At 33.0% G+C, this 17,903-nt stretch carries 15 protein-coding genes; all 15 read left to right on the top strand.

All coding sequences use genetic code 11. The features are described from left to right. Positions 1-626 precede the first annotated feature (626 nt). A complete protein-coding gene (locus G4L40_RS05185; RefSeq protein WP_166236093.1) occupies positions 627-1,820 on the top strand; it encodes a hypothetical protein in 1,194 nt (397 codons plus the stop codon). Between the two features lie 304 nt (positions 1,821-2,124). Continuing rightward, positions 2,125-3,723 (top strand): type I restriction-modification system subunit M, encoded by a 1,599-nt coding sequence (locus tag G4L40_RS05180; protein ID WP_166236092.1) that lies wholly within the window; start codon positions 2,125-2,127, stop codon positions 3,721-3,723. Between the two features lie 2 nt (positions 3,724-3,725). Further along, positions 3,726-5,462: an ATP-dependent nuclease gene (locus G4L40_RS05175; protein ID WP_166236091.1), complete on the top strand. Its 1,737-nt coding sequence runs from the start codon at positions 3,726-3,728 to the stop codon at positions 5,460-5,462. Between the two features lie 4 nt (positions 5,463-5,466). Beyond that, positions 5,467-6,669 carry a restriction endonuclease subunit S gene (locus tag G4L40_RS05170; protein ID WP_166236090.1) on the top strand — a complete coding sequence of 401 codons (1,203 nt, stop codon included), beginning with the start codon at positions 5,467-5,469 and terminating at the stop codon, positions 6,667-6,669. Positions 6,670-6,679: 10 nt separating this feature from the next. Further along, on the top strand, positions 6,680-7,372 hold the full coding sequence (locus G4L40_RS05165; protein WP_166236089.1) for a hypothetical protein: 693 nt from the start codon (positions 6,680-6,682) through the stop codon (positions 7,370-7,372). A gap of 26 nt (positions 7,373-7,398) precedes the next feature. After that, positions 7,399-10,398, top strand: coding sequence for a type I restriction endonuclease subunit R (locus G4L40_RS05160; protein ID WP_166236088.1), 3,000 nt, complete (start codon positions 7,399-7,401; stop codon positions 10,396-10,398). 2 nt (positions 10,399-10,400) lie between these two features. Beyond that, positions 10,401-11,018, top strand: a complete 618-nt coding sequence (locus tag G4L40_RS05155) for a hypothetical protein (RefSeq protein ID WP_166236087.1) — start codon at positions 10,401-10,403, stop codon at positions 11,016-11,018. A gap of 1 nt (position 11,019) precedes the next feature. Then, on the top strand, positions 11,020-11,799 hold the full coding sequence (locus tag G4L40_RS05150) for an SseB family protein (protein WP_166236086.1): 780 nt from the start codon (positions 11,020-11,022) through the stop codon (positions 11,797-11,799). A 422-nt stretch (positions 11,800-12,221) separates the two neighbouring features. Then, complete coding sequence (locus G4L40_RS05145; RefSeq protein ID WP_166236085.1) at positions 12,222-12,968, top strand: LytR/AlgR family response regulator transcription factor; 747 nt, start codon at positions 12,222-12,224, stop codon at positions 12,966-12,968. A gap of 114 nt (positions 12,969-13,082) precedes the next feature. After that, positions 13,083-13,961, top strand: a complete 879-nt coding sequence (locus G4L40_RS05140; RefSeq protein ID WP_166236084.1) for a viperin family antiviral radical SAM protein — start codon at positions 13,083-13,085, stop codon at positions 13,959-13,961. Positions 13,962-14,019: 58 nt separating this feature from the next. Continuing rightward, positions 14,020-14,154, top strand: a complete 135-nt coding sequence (locus G4L40_RS13080) for a hypothetical protein (protein ID WP_262886057.1) — start codon at positions 14,020-14,022, stop codon at positions 14,152-14,154. 6 nt (positions 14,155-14,160) lie between these two features. Then, complete coding sequence (locus tag G4L40_RS05135; protein WP_166236083.1) at positions 14,161-14,313, top strand: hypothetical protein; 153 nt, start codon at positions 14,161-14,163, stop codon at positions 14,311-14,313. Continuing rightward, a complete protein-coding gene (locus G4L40_RS05130) occupies positions 14,310-14,960 on the top strand; it encodes a hypothetical protein (protein ID WP_166236082.1) in 651 nt (216 codons plus the stop codon). The genes G4L40_RS05135 and G4L40_RS05130 overlap by 4 nt, the downstream gene beginning before the upstream one ends. 627 nt (positions 14,961-15,587) lie before the next feature. Further along, entirely contained in the window at positions 15,588-16,772 is a 1,185-nt protein-coding gene (locus G4L40_RS05125; RefSeq protein WP_166236081.1) for a hypothetical protein, read from the top strand. Next, the gene (locus tag G4L40_RS05120; protein ID WP_166236080.1) at positions 16,772-17,899 is read left to right on the top strand and encodes a WG repeat-containing protein; all 1,128 of its coding nucleotides are present in this window, start codon (positions 16,772-16,774) and stop codon (positions 17,897-17,899) included. The genes G4L40_RS05125 and G4L40_RS05120 overlap by 1 nt, the downstream gene beginning before the upstream one ends. The last annotated feature ends 4 nt before the right edge of the window (positions 17,900-17,903 follow it).

The raw sequence follows: 17,903 nt of genomic DNA, 5'->3' as shown, positions 1-17,903 counted from the left end.
CTTTTTTTGCTCAAAAGGAGCGTTAATTGTTAATAACCCGAAAAAAAGTGAGAAGTGAGAAGTAAAAGAGCCAAGTAAAAAGAGCCAAGTAAAAAGAGCCAAGTAAAAAGAGTCAAGTAAAAAGAGTCAAGTAGAAAGAGTCAAGTAAAAAGAGCCAAGTAAAGAGAGTCAAGTAAAAAGAGTCAAGTAGAAAGAGCCAAGTAAAAAGAGCCAAGTAAAAAGAGCCAAGTAAAAAGAGTTAAGTAAAAAGAGTCAAGTAAAAAGAGTCAAGTAAAAAGAGTCAAGTAAAAAGAGCCAAGTAAAAAGAGTCAAGTAAAAAGAGCCAAGTAAAAAGAGTCAAGTAAAAAGAGTCAAGTAAAAAGAGTCAAGTAAAAAGTGAAGAGGGAGAAGTGAGAAGTGAGTGGTGAAAGATGGTGGCTGAGGCTCTCGAAGCCACTATCTTTTTTCTTGTCGTTTTTTTAAATTACAAAAAACCTTTGTTTTCGGTCGCTCGCGAGGGTACCCCCGTAAAAATACCTGTTTTGAAAAACAGGTATTTTTACGGGTATGAATTGTGGAAATAATAGTCTAATTTTGAAAGGATTGAATACTAACGTTCTTATTATTAATCAATTAAATCCTTACAGATGATGAAAAAAAACTATTTTTTACTGTTTTGTGTTTTTGGTGTGGTGTCGGTGGTGGCACAGGTGCCCTCTATTAATGTGACGGCTACTTTTTCTAACGAAAAGGTGAGTAGTAGTGAACTAAAAAAATTAGACTCTTTGAACTCGAAATGTTCTCTTTTAAAAGATGAATTGTCAACATTGAAGGGGCAAAAAGGCAATGAACAATCTGTGATTGCTGCGAAGGAAAGCCAAATTAAGGGGGTGGAAGCAGAAATTAAAAAGACCATTGAAGGCAATTATTTTTACCAATCCAATTTGGCCTATTATACCAATCAATTGGCTAAGATTGAGGGGAAAATAACAAAGTTGAAGGCGGACATGAAGCTGGCTGAAGCGGATGATAACCGTAGTAGAATGGATCAATATGAAGGTGAGATTCAAGCACTGGAGCGGGATAAAGGACGATTGGAAATTGAAAGGGACCGCAAATTGAATCCCGCAACGCATAATTATTCGTGGTGGTTGCCGTCTAAGGATAAAAAATACCGTGATGCTTTTTTTGAGGATACTTACAATAATTCGACCAACAAAACCAACTATTTGAATGCGTTTGCTGTAGTGGGGAGTCCGAATGGGGTAACGGGGCAATCTGAACTTGTGGCGGACAATATGGGGATGTTGCGCATTACTTTTGGTACGGTGATTACGGCTTCCAATGATTCGTTGTCTAGTGAAAATACGCGTGTAGAAGCTTTGCAGCGTTTGATCAATGGTGGGGGAAACTTTTATTTTGATTTGACAGCGCCTTTACTTACTACGATTAGAGGGAACAGCAGTGATGATTTGGTTAACTTTTATGCTTATGCCAATATTAAGGCAGCTTCAGATATTAAAGGGTATGGTAACGATTTGACGGCTTCTACTTACAATACTTCTTTGGGGTTGAATCTTTACAGCGACATCAGCTCTGAGAACAAGAAGTTTAATTTTTTCATGGTAGCTAATGCGAGTTATTACTGTTTGGCGACCAAAGCGTTTTATGAAGCCTTGCAGATAGACCACACAGATGGTTTCTTATCGGGTAAGATTACTATAGGGGTGACGCTATTGAATCAATTTCGATTTTCCGCTAATGTGGCTACTTTTGGAAGTGAAGCCTCGGTTCGAAGTACTAAAATTGGTTTTGGGCTTCAATTTTTACCGAATTTGTAAGTTGAGTACCCATAAAACCGTATTTTTAAGGGTTGCTATAGAGGGTTAAAAAAGCAGCCTTTTTATGAAACGCCAGCAAGACTCCAAAAGGAACAGATTTTTCTGACTTTTGGGTCTTGCTCGCGTTTTTATTTTTTGTACTTCCCGTTACGGATTCCCGTAAAATTTGCACGAGCCCTTTATTTACCTTTGTTCGCGAGGGTATCCCCGTATTTTTACCTGGTTTGAAAAACAGGTATTTTTACGGGTTGTATGGATGCTTTTTTTTCGTTATGTTTGGGACTATAAGATTTTTAAAACCACTATGAGTAAAACTACCGTAAAAGCCGATATTAATTTTGAACAAGAACTTTGGAAAGCCGCTAACGAATTGCGTGGCGCAGTAGCTGAGAATCAATACAAAGACTATGTGTTGCCGATGATTTTCTTAAAGCACATGTCCGAGCGATATGAGATGCGTAGAGAAGAATTGACGGCTTTAGTACACGACAAAAATTCTAATTATTTTACGACAGACGAAGCAGAAATTAACTATGTGTTGGAAGATGCGGATGAATATTTATCTAAAAATGTCTATATCATTCCCAAAGAAGCTACTTGGGAATACTTAAAAGCGAATGCCGAACAAGACAATATCAAAGTCATTGTAGATGATGCTTTTGATGTTTTGGATGCTACTTTGGCGAAGTTTAGACCCGATTTAAAAGGGATTTTACCACGTATTTTTGTGAAAAGCCAATTGACGGCACGCCAAGTGGGTGGACTGATTAATTTACTTTCTAATCCTAAGTTATCGCAAAAGGAAAACCCTGAAAGTGATGTGTTAGGGCGTGTGTATGAATACTATATTGGCAAGTTTGCTTTGGCAGAAGGTTCTGGTGCAGGGCAGTTTTTTACGCCAGGCAGTATCGTGCGTTTGATGGTAGAAATGATTGAACCGTATGAAGGTAAAATCTTTGATGCCGCTTGTGGTAGTGGTGGAATGTTTGTGCAATCCTTGAAGTTTTTAGAAAGCCACGGAGGCGACAAACGGAACATTGCTATTTACGGACAAGAACGTTACGATGGAACGCTGCGTTTGTGTAAAATGAACTTGGCGTTGCGTGATTTATCTTTTGATGTACGCTTGGGCGACTCTTTATTGAACGACCAGTTTCCTGATTTAAAAGCTGATTACATTATAGTAAACCCGCCTTTTAACGTGAGCCAATGGCACCCAGAAGACTTACCTGAAAACGACCCACGCTTGTTTGGACCCAAAGAAGAATTTACAACCGATGGTAATGCCAATTTTATGTGGATGCAAACCTTTTGGAGCCATTTGAGCAACAAAGGAACAGCGAGTGTGGTTATGGCAAATGGCGCCATGACTTCCAACAACAAAGGGGAGAAAAACGTACGTGAGTTTATGGTAAACAACAGTATGATTGATTGTATTGTACGTTTACCTGATAAATTGTTTTTAACTACAGGCATACCTGCTTGTATATTTATATTAAGTAAAAACCGAGACGGCAAAGACGGCCAACACCGTGAACGTACCAACGAAATCTTATTCATAGACACCAGCAAAATGGGTACTATGGAAAGCCGTAAACTACGTGTGTTTACCGATGCCGATATAGATAAAGTAGCCCAAACCTACCACGCTTGGCGGACTTCGAGAGCCTCAGCCGCCAAATACGAAAACATAGACGGCTACTGCTACGCTGCCACTTTAGAAGAAGTACAAAAACAAGACTACAAACTAACTCCTGGTATTTATGTAGGCACCGAAGAAGTAGCAGATGATGGTATTTTGTTTGAAGATAAAATGGCGAGTTTACAAGCTACTTTACAAGAGCAGTTTGCTAAAGGAAATGAGTTACAGCAAAAGATTTTGGAGAATTTTAATAAACTATAAATATGTTTTTAGAAAGAGTAGTAATTGAAGATTTTAAATCGATTAAGAAAATAAATTTAACTCTACATGACATAACATGTTTAGTTGGTAAAAACGAGTCTGGCAAATCTTCTATTTTAGATGCGATAAGCCATTTAAATTATTATAACTATATACTTAGTGCTGATAAAATAAATAAAAATTCAAAACGCTATGATTTAGATAAACTTCCAACAATTACTGGTTATTTTTTATTGGATGAATATGATTTAGAATATCTTGAAAAAACAATTCCTTTTAAATTTGATGAGAATGGAAAATCTATTGAAAATAAATTTTCATATAAATGGTTGAGATTGAAAGTTGAAGATGAAGATACTGATAATATAGAAATAGAGTTTATTTATGGAAATAATAAATCTGTTAAATTAAGAGATAAAGTTGAAAGTGAATTATATGAAGAAGTAAAAGAAGTAATTTTTGAAGAATTAATACCAAATATTGAATTATTTACTAATGATTCATTAATAATTAAACCATTAACATTTGAGGAATTAATTCAAACTTCATCAGAAACTTTATCTTTTAGAAGGTTATTTCATATTGGAGGTATTAATGACATCAATCTTTTAAAAGTTGTAAACGTTGAAAAATTATATGATAGATTAACCTCTGTTAATGAACAACTAACTGAACTTTTGCAAAAGAATTATAAACAAGATAAATCATTAAGAGTTGAAATCACCTATGTTGGTGATAAATTTATCTTAAAATTTAAGGATGATTCAAAACGATCTTATAATTTGAGTGATAGGAGTGTTGGCTTTCAATATTTTTTTGCATTTCTAATAAATAAAACTTTCTTAAACAATTTTGAAAATAAACAAAACTTATTTTTATTAGATGAACCTGGGGTTTCTTTACATCCTGAAGGAGCAAGGGATTTGGTAAAAATATTTGAAGAAATAGTAAAAAAAGATCAAATTGTTTACACAACTCATAATCCTTTTTTAGTTTATAGAAACAAACCTGATAATTTAATTTTAGTTAAAAAAGGAAATGATGGTACTGAATTAATCACAAAAGTATATACAAATAAATATCAAATATTAAGAAAAGAATTAGGACTATTATTAAACGATTCATTTTTGGTTAATGATATTAATTTAGTGGTTGAGGGAAATGCAGATAAATTTATACTACACTTTTTAATTCATGAAGATATTGAGTTAGAAGAATTATCATGGATTCATATATTTAGTGCAGATACAGCTACAGAAGTTGTCCCATCTGTTAGATATCTAAATAGCCTTGGGTTAAAGGGAGTAGTTTTATTAGACTCTGATGATGCAGGTTTAAATGAAATTAACAAACCTAAATTTAAAACTTACGTTATAGATAATAAGAATTGGGATTATCTTACTTTGAATGAAAAAATAAATGATAAAAATAAAAGGACAATTGAAGATATGATTGACCAACAATCTTATTTGGATGCTTATAATAGCTATTATGCTTTTGTAGCTGATACGGTTGAATGGAAAAAAGAATTTGAACCTATTGATATAAAAAAATACAAGATTCCGATTTTAGATACAATAAATGATCATTTTAAAAATTATGCTGATGGAGGAATAAATAAAATTGCTATTCTAAGAGAATTAACTAAATTATATCCTTATGAATCTAATCAAGATAAATATCAAAATTTAAAAGAAATTTTAAATAGTATTAAATCTATTGTTTCAAAATTAAAATAATTAAATGCCAAACAACTGGAAAACATATAAACTTTCTGATATTGGAACAATAGCAAGAGGTAAATCTAAACATCGACCTAGAGATGCATCTCATTTATATGGTGGTGAATTTCCATTTATTCAAACAGGAGATGTTAAAGTTGCAAATCATAGATTAAATTGTCATTCGCAAACTTATAGTGATGCAGGTTTAGCACAAAGTAAACTGTGGCCTAAAGACACAATGTGTATAACTATTGCTGCAAATATTGCTGAAACTGCAATATTAAATTATCCTGCTTGTTTTCCAGATAGCATAATAGGTTTTATTGCTGACAAAGAAAAATGTGATATTGATTTTGTTGAATATTTAATGCAACATTTTAAAAAAGAAGTACAGTCACATTCAATTGGTTCAGTTCAAGACAATATAAATTTAGGAACTTTTGAAAGATTAAATTTCTTGATTCCACCACTCCAAGAACAAAAATCCATCGCCTCAATCCTTTCCGCCATCGACGACAAAATCGAAAATAACCTTGCCATCAACAAAACCCTTGAAGAAATGGCAATGGCACTATACAAACACTGGTTTGTAGATTTTGGTCCGTTTCAAGATGGGGAATTTGTAGAAAGCGAGTTGGGAAGGATACCTGAGGGTTGGGAGGTGAAGAGATTGGTTGAATTTGTTAATTTGACAATGGGACAATCTCCAAAGTCTGAATTTTACAATTTAAACAATGAAGGATTACCTTTTCATCAAGGAGTAACAAATTATGGTGAAAGATTTCCAGAAGATAAAACGTATTCAACTGAAGGTAATCGTTTTGCAGAGGAAGGCGATATATTGTTTAGTGTTAGAGCTCCTGTCGGAAGATTAAATATTGCAAAAAATAAGATTATTTTAGGTCGTGGTTTGTCTTCTATGACTTTAAAAAATCACGATAATAATGGATTTTTGTTTTATTCATTAAAAAACTTTTTTACAGAAGATGATAAAATTGGTGATGGAACTGTTTATGGTTCAGTAAATAAAACAGAATTAGAAAACTTAAAGTTTATAGTTCCATGTAAAGAAGTACTTGATAATTTTAATGATTTAGTAAAAGATATCGATTCTAAATATTTGAATAATTACAGAGAATACCAAACCTTAACCCAATTGCGGGATACTTTATTGCCTAAGTTAATTAGTGGTGAGGTAAGGTTGAAGGAGTTTAGGAATTAAAAAATAGAATATGGCTATGTATGGTTATTCAGAGCGAGGTATTATAAATTCATTACTATTTACAATAGGTAATGATGTATCGCTTATGAATGAGTTTATCAGTCTTATCAATATACCCACGCTTTTTGAACAGGGTAAACCAAAAAGCTATGATATTTTGTTAGAACAATCTTTTTCACAGTTTGGTGATGCTGATTTAGTCATTATCATGCATTATGAGAACAATCAAAAAAGTAAAGTATTATTCATAGAAGGAAAAGTCAAAACCTATCAAAAAAAGCATTGGAGTATTCAAAAACAATATGAAGAATTTAATAAAGAAGGCAAATTCAAAAAGAATACATCCAATTTATTTTTTCAATTACACCTGAAAAAACTACTAATCGATAATGCTGAAAAAATTAGTAATAATGAGGTAGTAGAGGAACCGTGGTATGAGACCCAAAGAAGTATAGGCAAAAACGATATTGTTAAAAATGCCTTTAATAAAGTAAAAAACTGTGATGCTTATTATATAGGGCTAATCCCTTCCACACAAAATGAAATAAATAATTTTGTAAAAAGCAATGCTAACTCTGATACGGTTACTATTCTTAATAGTATGCATTTTCTAACTTGGCATTTAGTAAAAGAATTTTGTGAAAATAAGGAATTAGAGGCAGTATTATTAAATTTTAAGTACAACGAGCAGCAAATCTTTTAGTTGTAAGACATAAAGTAAATTATATTATGACAACAGAAGCCAAAATAGAACAAGCTACCATCGATTGGTTAACCGATTTAGGGTATAGCCACATACACGGCACTACGTTTACGTTTCCAGAAAACGAAGTGGTGGATAAAGCTACGTTGTTAGCGTTTATACAACAACAGCATCCGCATTTGCCTGCGGAGTTGTATCCGTTAATTGTGGCGGAGTTTGTAAACAATAAAGGCGCTGATTTGTTGTACCGCAACCGAGATTTTCATTTAAAACTCACCAAAGGGTTAGATTACGAATACCAAGACGCTAACGGTAATGAAAAAGCCGTTCACGTATATCCTATAGATTTTCAAAATCCTGAAAATAATACGTTTTGGGTAGTGAATCAATTGAGTATTAAAGGCAAAAACAAACGCCGTCCCGATGTGATTGTGTATGTAAATGGTTTGCCTTTAATCGTTTTTGAATTGAAAAACTGGTTTGATGAAAATACCAATTTACAAGAAGCATTCAATCAAATTCAGCACTACACCAAAGATATTCCACTTTTGTTTGAATACAACGTAGCCACCATAGTAAGCGACGGTAACGAAGCCCAACACGGTATGTTCAACGCTTCCAACGAATGGTATGCGGCTTGGAAAAGTATAAACGGCACTACCATAGTAGAAGACGATTTTCAGATGCATACCTTGTTATTCGGTTTGTTTCCAAAAGAACGTTTACTGAATTATATTAAAAACTTTGTCTTTTTTGAAGACCACAATGGGACACTGATTAAAAAAGGCGCAAAATACCACCAATTCTTTGGGGTAAACTTTGCAGTTGAAGCCGCTAAAAAAGCCATTCGTCCTTATGGTGATGGACGTATTGGGGTCATTTGGCACACACAAGGAAGCGGAAAAAGTATCTCTATGGCTATTTATGCTGGTATCTTACGTAGCTTACCCGAATTGAAAAATCCAACCATCGTTGTACAAGTAGATAGAAGTGATTTGGATTTTCAATTGTATGAAAACTTTGTGTTAGCCAAAGACTTAGTAGGCGATGTACAACATGCCGATTCAACCGATGATTTAAGACGATTATTATCCACAGGAAGTGGCGGTGTGGTTTTTACCACGATTGAAAAATTCCGTTTGAAATCAGGAAATGATGAAACCTTAGGAGAATTAGAACATCCTATTTTATCGGAACGTGAAAACATCATTGTGATGGCTGATGAAGCCCACCGAACGCAATATGGTTTGTTAGATGGTTTTGCTTCTAATTTGCGTAAAGCCTTGCCTAATGCTTCGTTTATAGGATTCACAGGAACGCCAGTAGATAGCAAAGATGCCGATACACAAGAAGTGTTTGGTGAAACTATTCACGTGTACGACATCAAACAAGCCGTAGATGATAAAGCAACAGTTCCTATTTATTACGAACCCCGTTTAGCCAAGTTGCATTTAGCCAATGAAAATTTAGATTCGGATGTAGATTTACTAACTTGGGAACAAGAAGATAGTGGCAACTTAAAATGGGCAGCTTTAGAAGATGCCGCAGGTTCACAGGAACGTGTAGAAAAGATTGCTAAAGATATATTGAGTCATTTTACTAAGCGTACCGATACGTTGCCAGGAAAAGCTATGATTGTGTGTATGAGCCGAAGAAATAGCGTGAAAATGTATGAGGCTTTATCGCAATTAGAAGGCTGTCCTGAAATTGCGGTGGTAATGACAGGAAATATTTCTAAAGATCCAGTAGCATGGAATCCGCATATTAGAACACAAGAAGCTACCGAAGCGTTAAAGAAACGCTTTAGAAATCCGAAAGACCCGTTGCAAATTGTTATTGTTCGTGATATGTGGTTAACAGGATTTGATGCGCCTTGTGTGCATACGATGTATGTAGATAAGATTATGAAAGGACATAATTTAATGCAAGCCATTACCAGAACCAACCGTGTATTTAAAGATAAACCTTCGGGAGTTATTGTAGACTACATCGGTATTGGCGACCAACTAAGAAAAGCAACCGATAAATATACAGGTGGCGGTGGAAAAGGAGAACCTACCATTGATATGGAACAGGCTTTGAATATGTTCTTCAATCAAGTGGAAGCTTGTAAAAATATGCTACCCGAGACTATTGATTACAGTCAGTGGAAAGCTTTACGTGAAAGTGATAAAATGTTGTTGGTAAAACAAGCTTTAAACGCTTTATTGAAATATGATGAAGTTGCCGACCAATTTATGATGGAAGAAAAAAAACTGACAGGTTTGTTATCCATTGTAAAATCGCAACCTGAAATTCAGGAATTTGCCATTGATATTTTGTTTTCGCAACACGTATCCAAAGCCATACGAAATGCTAAAACCGTAAAAGGAAATGGTAGAGCCACTCAAAACGAAATCAAAGAACTCATCAGTAGAAGTATCGAATCGGATGATATTATTGATGTATTTGCGATGGCAGGTATTGAGAAAGCCGATATTTCTATTTTAGATGAACAATTCTTATTAGGCGTTAAAAAAGATAAAGACAGTATTGCGATTAAGATTGAACTTTTAAAGAATATTTTGAAAGATGAAATCAGAATGCGTTTGCCTCAGAATATTAAGAAATACACTTCACTTAAAGAAGAATTAGAAAAAGTAATTGACCGTTACCACGCCAATGCTATTGATTCTTATACTACAATAGCAGAATTAGTAGAACGTGCTAAAGAAATGCAAGACGAAGACAAGCGTAAATCGGAATTAGGTTTGTCGGATGAAGAGTTAGCGTTCTATGATATTCTAGCCGCTAAAAAAGACATCATCAACGAAGCGGGTCCAATTCAAGACGTGGTTCACAACGTAGTAAAAGCCGTAAAAAGTAACCTACAAATCGACTGGACAAATAAAGAAGATGCGAAAGCTGCTATTCGTTTAGCAGTCAAAAAAGAGTTGCGAGGTAAAGTAAGTATTTTAGAATTAAATGCTATTCTTCAAGAAATCATGGAACAGGCGGAAGGACAGTTTAAAGAGTGGAGGGCTTAGAAATGAATAAAGAATTTATATCAAAAGGTTTGGGTAAATATAAAAAGTTACTCAAAAAACAATTATCAAAAGAATTTAAAGTTGAAACTATCAAGATTGATAAAGATTTTTTTTCAAGTATTCCAAAAGAAGGTATGGAAGAGAAACAATCTGAAATCGAAAAAGCTAAAATTAAAGCTATAAAAAGCAATCCAGTTTTATATTGGTTTTCATTTGAGGAAAATTTTAACAGACAAGAAGAGTTACGAAATGACTTTTTAGATTATACAAATATCATAAAGTCAAAAGAATATAATTCGGATTACGATAATTATCGAAAGAATCCATTAGAATATAAAAGAGCTGTTTCTGCTATAAAAAATAAATTTGAAAATAAGTCAACTGAAACATTATATGTGGGCAAAGTAAAGAAAGACTTTTGGTTTAGAATAATTACCCATTGCGGTTGGGCTCCAAGTCCTAAAACAGCTGGTTTACAATTGAAATTCTGGTATGATTTTGAAAAATTTCCTCCTTTAGTTTTAAACTATTTTGTATTTGATAATGATATGGATGATTTTGTTTCTATTTTAGAAATTGAATTATCTAAACAGTTAAAACCATTAATAGGTAAAAAATAGAATGAATATCTTCAACAAACTATTCAAAAAAAAAGAATCCGAGTTTACACCTGATAATTCGGTTTTATTGCAATTGATACAGACGTATCATCAAAATGAAACACCCGAAAACTATAAAAAAGTGATGGACGAGTTGTATGGTCCGCGTGCATTTTTAGTAGTGCCTTCTGATGGTAAACAATCAACATCGGATGCATGGCATACGCTTAAAAAAGGAGCGACAGTAGGATTTACTTCAGTTTTTGATGTGGATGGGTTACTGGTTTTTGGGGTGTTTACCTCGGAAACGGCCTTGAGCAAATGGATTAATCAAGAAACCGCATATATGGCTATTCCAGCTCACGCAGTGATGGAAATGGCTCAACAATATAATTTTGGTCGTATCGTTATCGACAGTGATCAAGAGACTATGTTTGTGTTGGAACGCAACAGAGAAAATATTGCTACTACTACGGTACAGGAAGAAACACAAGTGCAAGTTGGGTTTCCGCAACATCCTATTGATGGTGCTAATAAGAGTCAATTGCTGGCCGCTTTTAGTAAGAATAGCAATATTAAAGAGGTGTATCATTTTGTGATGCTTCGTAATCAGGAATCGATTTATATATTAGCCTTTGTATTGGAAAATTATTCTGAAAATGCCCGATTGGCGGTAATGGATTGTGTTAACGATGGTATGAAAGGGTTTACTTTAGATTTGCCACTGGAATCGATGTATATTGAAGAGTCGGATAGTTGGTATGAAACGGTTCAAAATTTTGGGGTGTTTTATGGTAGGTGAATAGTGAGAAGAGCCAAGTAAAAAGAGCCAAGTAAAAAGAGCCAAGTAAAAAGTAAAAAGAGCCAAGTAAAAAGTGGGGAGTGAGAAGTGAAAAGGGAATAGGGATAAGGGGATGGCTTTACTGCGTAAAGCGGATGCCTACTTGTAGGAGATTCCTAATCTGCGGAATGACAGGCTTGTGCTGCGTGAAGCGATGCCTACTGTGTAGGAGATTCCTATTCGGCGGAATGACAGGCTTGTGCTGCGTGAAGTGATGCCTACTTTGTAGGAGATTCTGAAACGAGTTCAGAATGACAGCTTTGACTGCGTGAAGCAAAAGCTTACAGTGTAGGACACTTCGTCAGGTTCTGCCTAACAAAATAGGGATTGACTGGGAAAATGAATTTAATATTGAATGTTTATAAAATAATATAGAATATAAAATGAAAATAGCTCTTTTAGACGACAATCCGGAACAATTGGAAAGAAATCAAAGATTTTTAAATGCTTTACCTGTGGAAGTGGTTACCGCTTCTTTAGCGGCAAAGACTTTTTTACAGGAGGTTAAGTTGTCTAAGCCTGATATTTTGATTTTAGATTTGAATTTAGGCGATTCCTATATGACAGGAATGGAAGTGGCTCATGAATTGAAATTGCCCGTATTGTTTGCCAGTAGCAATACGCCTGAATATGTTAAGGAAATGGAACGTTTAAAGCGTGAGGAATCGTTGTGCGTAGATCATATTACGAAACCCTTTACAGAGCAAGAGTTTCAAAAGACATTATCTCGATTTTTACAAGAGGTTACGTTTTTTAGTAATCAAAATCATGTAACGCTTGATTTAGGTAAGCAGAAACGTATCAAACTAGCAGTTGATTCTATTGTGTACTTAGCAGCTGACAAAGCCAGTGGCTCTGAATCAAATAATAAGCAAATTTATTTTTCCAATAGAAAATCAGAAAGTTTGATTGATTTTTCATTTTCTAAGATGGAAGAAAAAGGTTTGTTGAAATCGCATTTTGTTACTATTCATAAATCGTTTCGTGTGAATGTGAATCATATTAAACACTACAATAAAAAAGAGGAATATGTTGAGGTTGAAGTTTTCTCTGTTTCGGGAAAATTAGAAACTAAAAAATTGCCTGTTTCGGAAAATTACCAATCGATTTTAAAATCGTTGAAAAAATAACCGCTTTCATTGCTCAAAATACCGCTTTTATTCTTTACCATAAGCTGATATGATTCTACATTATATCAGCTTTTTTTTTCTTGGCAAATTTGGTGTATAAAATTATAAAACCAAATGATACCAGCAGTAAATTTTCATTTATGGGAACCATGTAACATGCGTTGCCACTTTTGTTTCGCCACTTTTCAAGACGTTAAAAAAACTGTTTTGCCGAAAGGGCATTTACCTAAAGAACAAGCTATTGAAGTGGTTGTTGCTTTAGCACAATCAGGCTTTCAAAAGATAACTTTCGCAGGTGGTGAACCCACACTTTGTCCATGGCTTTCCGATTTAATTGCAACCGCAAAAAAAGCGGGAATGACTACTATGATTGTAACTAATGGTACGAATCTAACAGATGCCTTTCTCGAAAATAATAAGCTGCATTTAGATTGGATAACATTGAGTGTTGATAGTTTAGTTACTACTACCAATTTGAAAACGGGAAGAGCTGTATCAGGAAAAAAAAACATTACAGAAACGGAATATTACAGGATTGTAGATAAAATAAAATCGTATGGCTATAAACTGAAAATCAATACGGTGGTAAGTGCAGAAAATTATAATGAAAAACTAATTGACTTTATCGAATATGCACAGCCAAGTCGTTGGAAAATCTTTCAGGTTTTACCTATAACTGGTCAAAATGATTTGAAAGTCAACGGATTTTTAATTTCTGAGAATGATTTCAATCAATTTCTAGAGAATAATAGAACAAAGGCAAATAATAAAATTGTATCGGTTCCTGAAACCAATACCCAAATGAAAGGAAGTTATGTTATGGTAGATCCAGCAGGACGCTTTTTTAATAATGCAACCGGCAAACACTACTACAGCAATCCTATTCTTGAAGTGGGATGTGAAAATGCTTTGCAACAGATGAATTATGATGTATTAAAATTCGAAGAACGTGGTGGTCTCTATGATTGGAAAAATAAACAAGAGGTAGCATAACAGAAAACGCGGAAACCGAAAAGCGGATAGAGTAGGTATTTTTTTAATAATCGTTATTATGAGTAATTCAAAATCAGGTTCAAAATCAAGCAGTGCAACAAAACCAAGTGTAACAAAAAATCCACTTTATCCTAGCACAACAGGTAATCCTTCTGGCAAGGGTAGAGGGAATGTTTCAAAATCTAAAAAATAATTTATTATGGCAAAGAAAATCACACAACAGCAAAATCAAGCTAACATGCAAAATGCAAACAAAGGTTCAAAAGGAACTAACAAGCAATACGACCAAAATCAAGGTAATCGTGGTACACAACTAAATCCAAATCAGTTTAAGAATAAAGAGAAATTATGAACAAACTAAATATAAAAGCTTTTGATATTGAAGGCAAAACCAATGAAGAAATTGTTAACCTTGTTTCTCAATTTCCATTTTATGAATCTGACAAAGAAGCAAATAGTAAAAAGAGAAAGCGTTGGGTTGTGAATCCGGAAAATTTATCGGGCGAAGTTTTGTCTAAACTCTATATCAATGAAGATATGATATTAGGTTTCAATTTTAATCAAAATTACGATAATGAATTGCAATTGCATTATATTGAAAGAGAGTTACAGTTGGTTGACGTGTATGAGTTTCCTCTTTTAGAAAGTCATAAAACTATTCCTTTTATGAAGAAAATCATTAATAAAGAGCCTTTGCCCTTTCATTGGAAAAATACGATTCGATTACATGAGAAATTTGCGCATCCTTTTTTTAAAAATGTGTTGGGTTTTAGAAATTCCAATTTCTTTATTCGCCCAGAAGATGTGGGGTTAACTTTTCCTTACCAACATCCAGAATTTAAAAATGTTAAGGAAAAAGTGCTATTACTAGAGAATTTGTATTTTAAGAAAAGTCACTTAATCGCTTACAAAGTTTTTAATCCCATAGCTTACGAGTATAAAATAGTTTGGTCTATGGAATTTTATGAGTATTTAAAAAATTTAAAACCAATAAATTAATTTTGAAAGAATATAAAGTAATCGAAGGAATTTCTATTTAAGATTTAGAGCAGCAAATAAACGAGTATTTGAAAAAGAATTGGCAGGTGCAAGGAGGTGTTAGTCTTAGACACAATAGAGGAGGTGGGAGCAATGATAAATTTTTATTTGCAAGCGATTGTGAAATGAGGAAAGAGGCCTAGGCCTCTTTTTTGTTATAGGTTGTTGGCTTTACTTCGTAAAGCGTTGGCCTAAGGTTAGGAGATTCCTCTTAATCTCGGAATGACAGGCTTTAACTACGTAAAGCGGTTGTCTAAGGTTAGGAAATCTAGTTTCGCAGCACCTAAGTTTTTACTTTATCAGAATAGCAGCTTGACATTAATCAAAAGAATATTGATTATAAGATTGGTTTTAAGTTTTGAGTTTTATAATTTTTATTATATTCGAGGAACTTTTCTTACACTTTCTAATTATGTAAAAAAGCATTGTATTTCTTTTCTTGTATCCGTTATCTTCCAATGGTGAGCGAATCTTTTTGCGTTTGTTTATCTAATAATTAGGTGATTAAGAGGTGCATAAACAAGTACAGTATGACAAGAAATAAAAAATGAACCTATTCGTATTTATAAATAATTTTTAACACAAAAAATGAAACAAATTAAAAAAATTCTCTCTTGCTTATTGTTTTTCTGTGTTAGTTTATTTTACGCTCAAAATAAAGGGTATAGTATAAATATTGATCGTCTTTATTTAGCTGATGAAAGTAAATCAAATAATAGTGACGATAGTAAAATAAAAATAAAGTTTTCTAGCTTAGATAATGGTAATTATTTTGTTTTTAATCGTTTACTATATGGAAATAAAACAGGTAAAGTATTAGCTTACTTTAAAGCTTTTAATACTGTTGTTATTCGTTCGCAACACAAATTATCCTATTTAACCTTTAAAGAAGCGTTTCCCAAAGGCGGATTTTACAAAACCACTACATCAAAATCACTATTTGGTCAACAAGCTACTTTATATGCTTTTGATAATGATGTTTTAGATATTAAACTATGGGTGGCACCTGGAGCTAGAACAGGAACAGGTTTTGAAGGCTATTTGAATGCTATGGGATTGCTTCAAAATTTACCAAAGGGCAATACCATTATAGCGGTTTCAATATTGGGTATCGAATTGGATATGTCTAATTTTAAAGAGGATACTTACAGTAATGTTAAAAGCAATTTAAGTGATGTTTTAGTTGGTTTTAAAGAACCGAAAGATTCATTACTATCTTGTGTAGACGAAAAGAAACAAAGAGAAAAACCGTTTGTTGCAAATGGTGAAAAAATTGATTTGTTATTTAATTATAAAATTTCGTCAAAGATTTCACTTAAAGACAGTAAAGGTAAAATGGTTTTTGAAACCAATACTCTGGTTTACTCTAATAAAGACAATTCTGTTTCCTTACAAATTTTTGACGAGCCTAATTCTGAGGGAATATCTTTTATTTACAGTAATAAAAATTTGGGTCAAATAATAGAAGGAACTCATAATAACGACAAATTATTTATGGAGAATGGAAAGCTAATTGATTTTCAAGATTGCTATATTTTAAAAGAAAAGATAAATGCTAAGAAATCAAATATTACTCAATTAATTGCTGGGGATGAGTATGAATTTAAATTGCATTTAATAGAAAAAAATGATGTAGATTTTCCCGATTTTACAAATCAAATAATTTCAAACGGGTTTGTTTCAAAACGAATTACTTTGACTAAAGATCTTGAAATGCAAGAGTATACAAGCGAAATTGAATTAGGAACATATAAATTTAAACTTGAAAAATAATGAAAAAGATAATTCTTCTTGTTCTTTTATTATCAACGGCTTATACTTACTCTCAAAATAGTGAATTAATTCCCTTTGTTTCAAATTCTAAATGGGGTTATAGCAATAGAGATGGGAAATTGATGATTCAACCTGTTTATGATAGTGTTGGTTTTTTTAAACGAACTTCTATTGGATTAAAGGATTTAACATTTGCTTACGTATATCAAAATAAAAAAATTGGGGTAATTGATGCACAGAACAAACAATTATTGCCTCCAACGTATCAATATGTAAAGAATGTAGATGAAACCTTTCACTTTATTGCCATCAATGAGGCTGGGAAATCAGGTTTGGTATCGAATGATAATCGAGTGATAATCCCTTTTGAATATGATTGGTTAGATGAAGTGGTTAATTTTTCCTTTATTCTAAAAAAAAATAAAAAGATAGGTTTGGCTGATGTAAATGGTAAAATAGTTATTCCGGTGGTTTATGACCAAATTGTTTTTGTTGATGAAGATGAAAGTACCAAAAAATGCCGTTGGCGTGTGAGTAATGAAAAGGTTACGGAATATCTTTTTACAGTTTCATATGAAAATCCGAATAGTGAAGTTTTTCAGACAGTGGGTAGTATAGAAACAGCAAAAAGTAATTTACCTAGTTATGTATTAGATGATAATTCAAAAGATTTTGAAGAGAAGATTCCTATTCGATATGAAAGTAATTTATTTCTTTTGAGAAAAAAAAATATTTATGGCTTTTGGGATTTTAAGGAAAAAATCGGATTTATGCCTAAATTCAAAAAATTAGATTATTTTTTCAATGCATACGATTTTAAAAGAGGAAAAACACATTATTTACTAATAGAAGATAATGATAAAAAAGGATTAATTGATGGTTATGGAAATGTGTTACTTGAGGCTAATTATGAAACTATTAAAAAAGAGTATCATTATTTAGAAGTCATTCGTAATTCTGAAACTGGTGTGTTCTTTTTATCAACCAATAAAGTAGTTTTTTCTGATTTTAATAAAATAAAAACAGCTATTGAATTAGATAATGATTTTGTAATTGTATTGGTTCAAAATACTACTACTAATCACTATTATTATATTGGCGAAAATGGAGTGCTATTTAAAAATTAAATGA

Source organism: Flavobacterium celericrescens (assembly GCF_011392075.1).
GTDB lineage: Bacteria > Bacteroidota > Bacteroidia > Flavobacteriales > Flavobacteriaceae > Flavobacterium > Flavobacterium celericrescens.
Note: the sequence above shows the minus strand (reverse complement) of the source record. Positions and strands in the feature narration are given on the sequence as shown.

Coding starts and splice junctions, on each gene's coding strand:
- G4L40_RS05185 (WP_166236093.1), top strand. CDS start 627: ATGATGAAAAAAAACTATTTTTTACTGTTTTGTGTTTTTGGTGTGGTG.
- G4L40_RS05180 (WP_166236092.1), top strand. CDS start 2,125: ATGAGTAAAACTACCGTAAAAGCCGATATTAATTTTGAACAAGAACTT.
- G4L40_RS05175 (WP_166236091.1), top strand. CDS start 3,726: ATGTTTTTAGAAAGAGTAGTAATTGAAGATTTTAAATCGATTAAGAAA.
- G4L40_RS05170 (WP_166236090.1), top strand. CDS start 5,467: ATGCCAAACAACTGGAAAACATATAAACTTTCTGATATTGGAACAATA.
- G4L40_RS05165 (WP_166236089.1), top strand. CDS start 6,680: ATGGCTATGTATGGTTATTCAGAGCGAGGTATTATAAATTCATTACTA.
- G4L40_RS05160 (WP_166236088.1), top strand. CDS start 7,399: ATGACAACAGAAGCCAAAATAGAACAAGCTACCATCGATTGGTTAACC.
- G4L40_RS05155 (WP_166236087.1), top strand. CDS start 10,401: ATGAATAAAGAATTTATATCAAAAGGTTTGGGTAAATATAAAAAGTTA.
- G4L40_RS05150 (WP_166236086.1), top strand. CDS start 11,020: ATGAATATCTTCAACAAACTATTCAAAAAAAAAGAATCCGAGTTTACA.
- G4L40_RS05145 (WP_166236085.1), top strand. CDS start 12,222: ATGAAAATAGCTCTTTTAGACGACAATCCGGAACAATTGGAAAGAAAT.
- G4L40_RS05140 (WP_166236084.1), top strand. CDS start 13,083: ATGATACCAGCAGTAAATTTTCATTTATGGGAACCATGTAACATGCGT.
- G4L40_RS13080 (WP_262886057.1), top strand. CDS start 14,020: ATGAGTAATTCAAAATCAGGTTCAAAATCAAGCAGTGCAACAAAACCA.
- G4L40_RS05135 (WP_166236083.1), top strand. CDS start 14,161: ATGGCAAAGAAAATCACACAACAGCAAAATCAAGCTAACATGCAAAAT.
- G4L40_RS05130 (WP_166236082.1), top strand. CDS start 14,310: ATGAACAAACTAAATATAAAAGCTTTTGATATTGAAGGCAAAACCAAT.
- G4L40_RS05125 (WP_166236081.1), top strand. CDS start 15,588: ATGAAACAAATTAAAAAAATTCTCTCTTGCTTATTGTTTTTCTGTGTT.
- G4L40_RS05120 (WP_166236080.1), top strand. CDS start 16,772: ATGAAAAAGATAATTCTTCTTGTTCTTTTATTATCAACGGCTTATACT.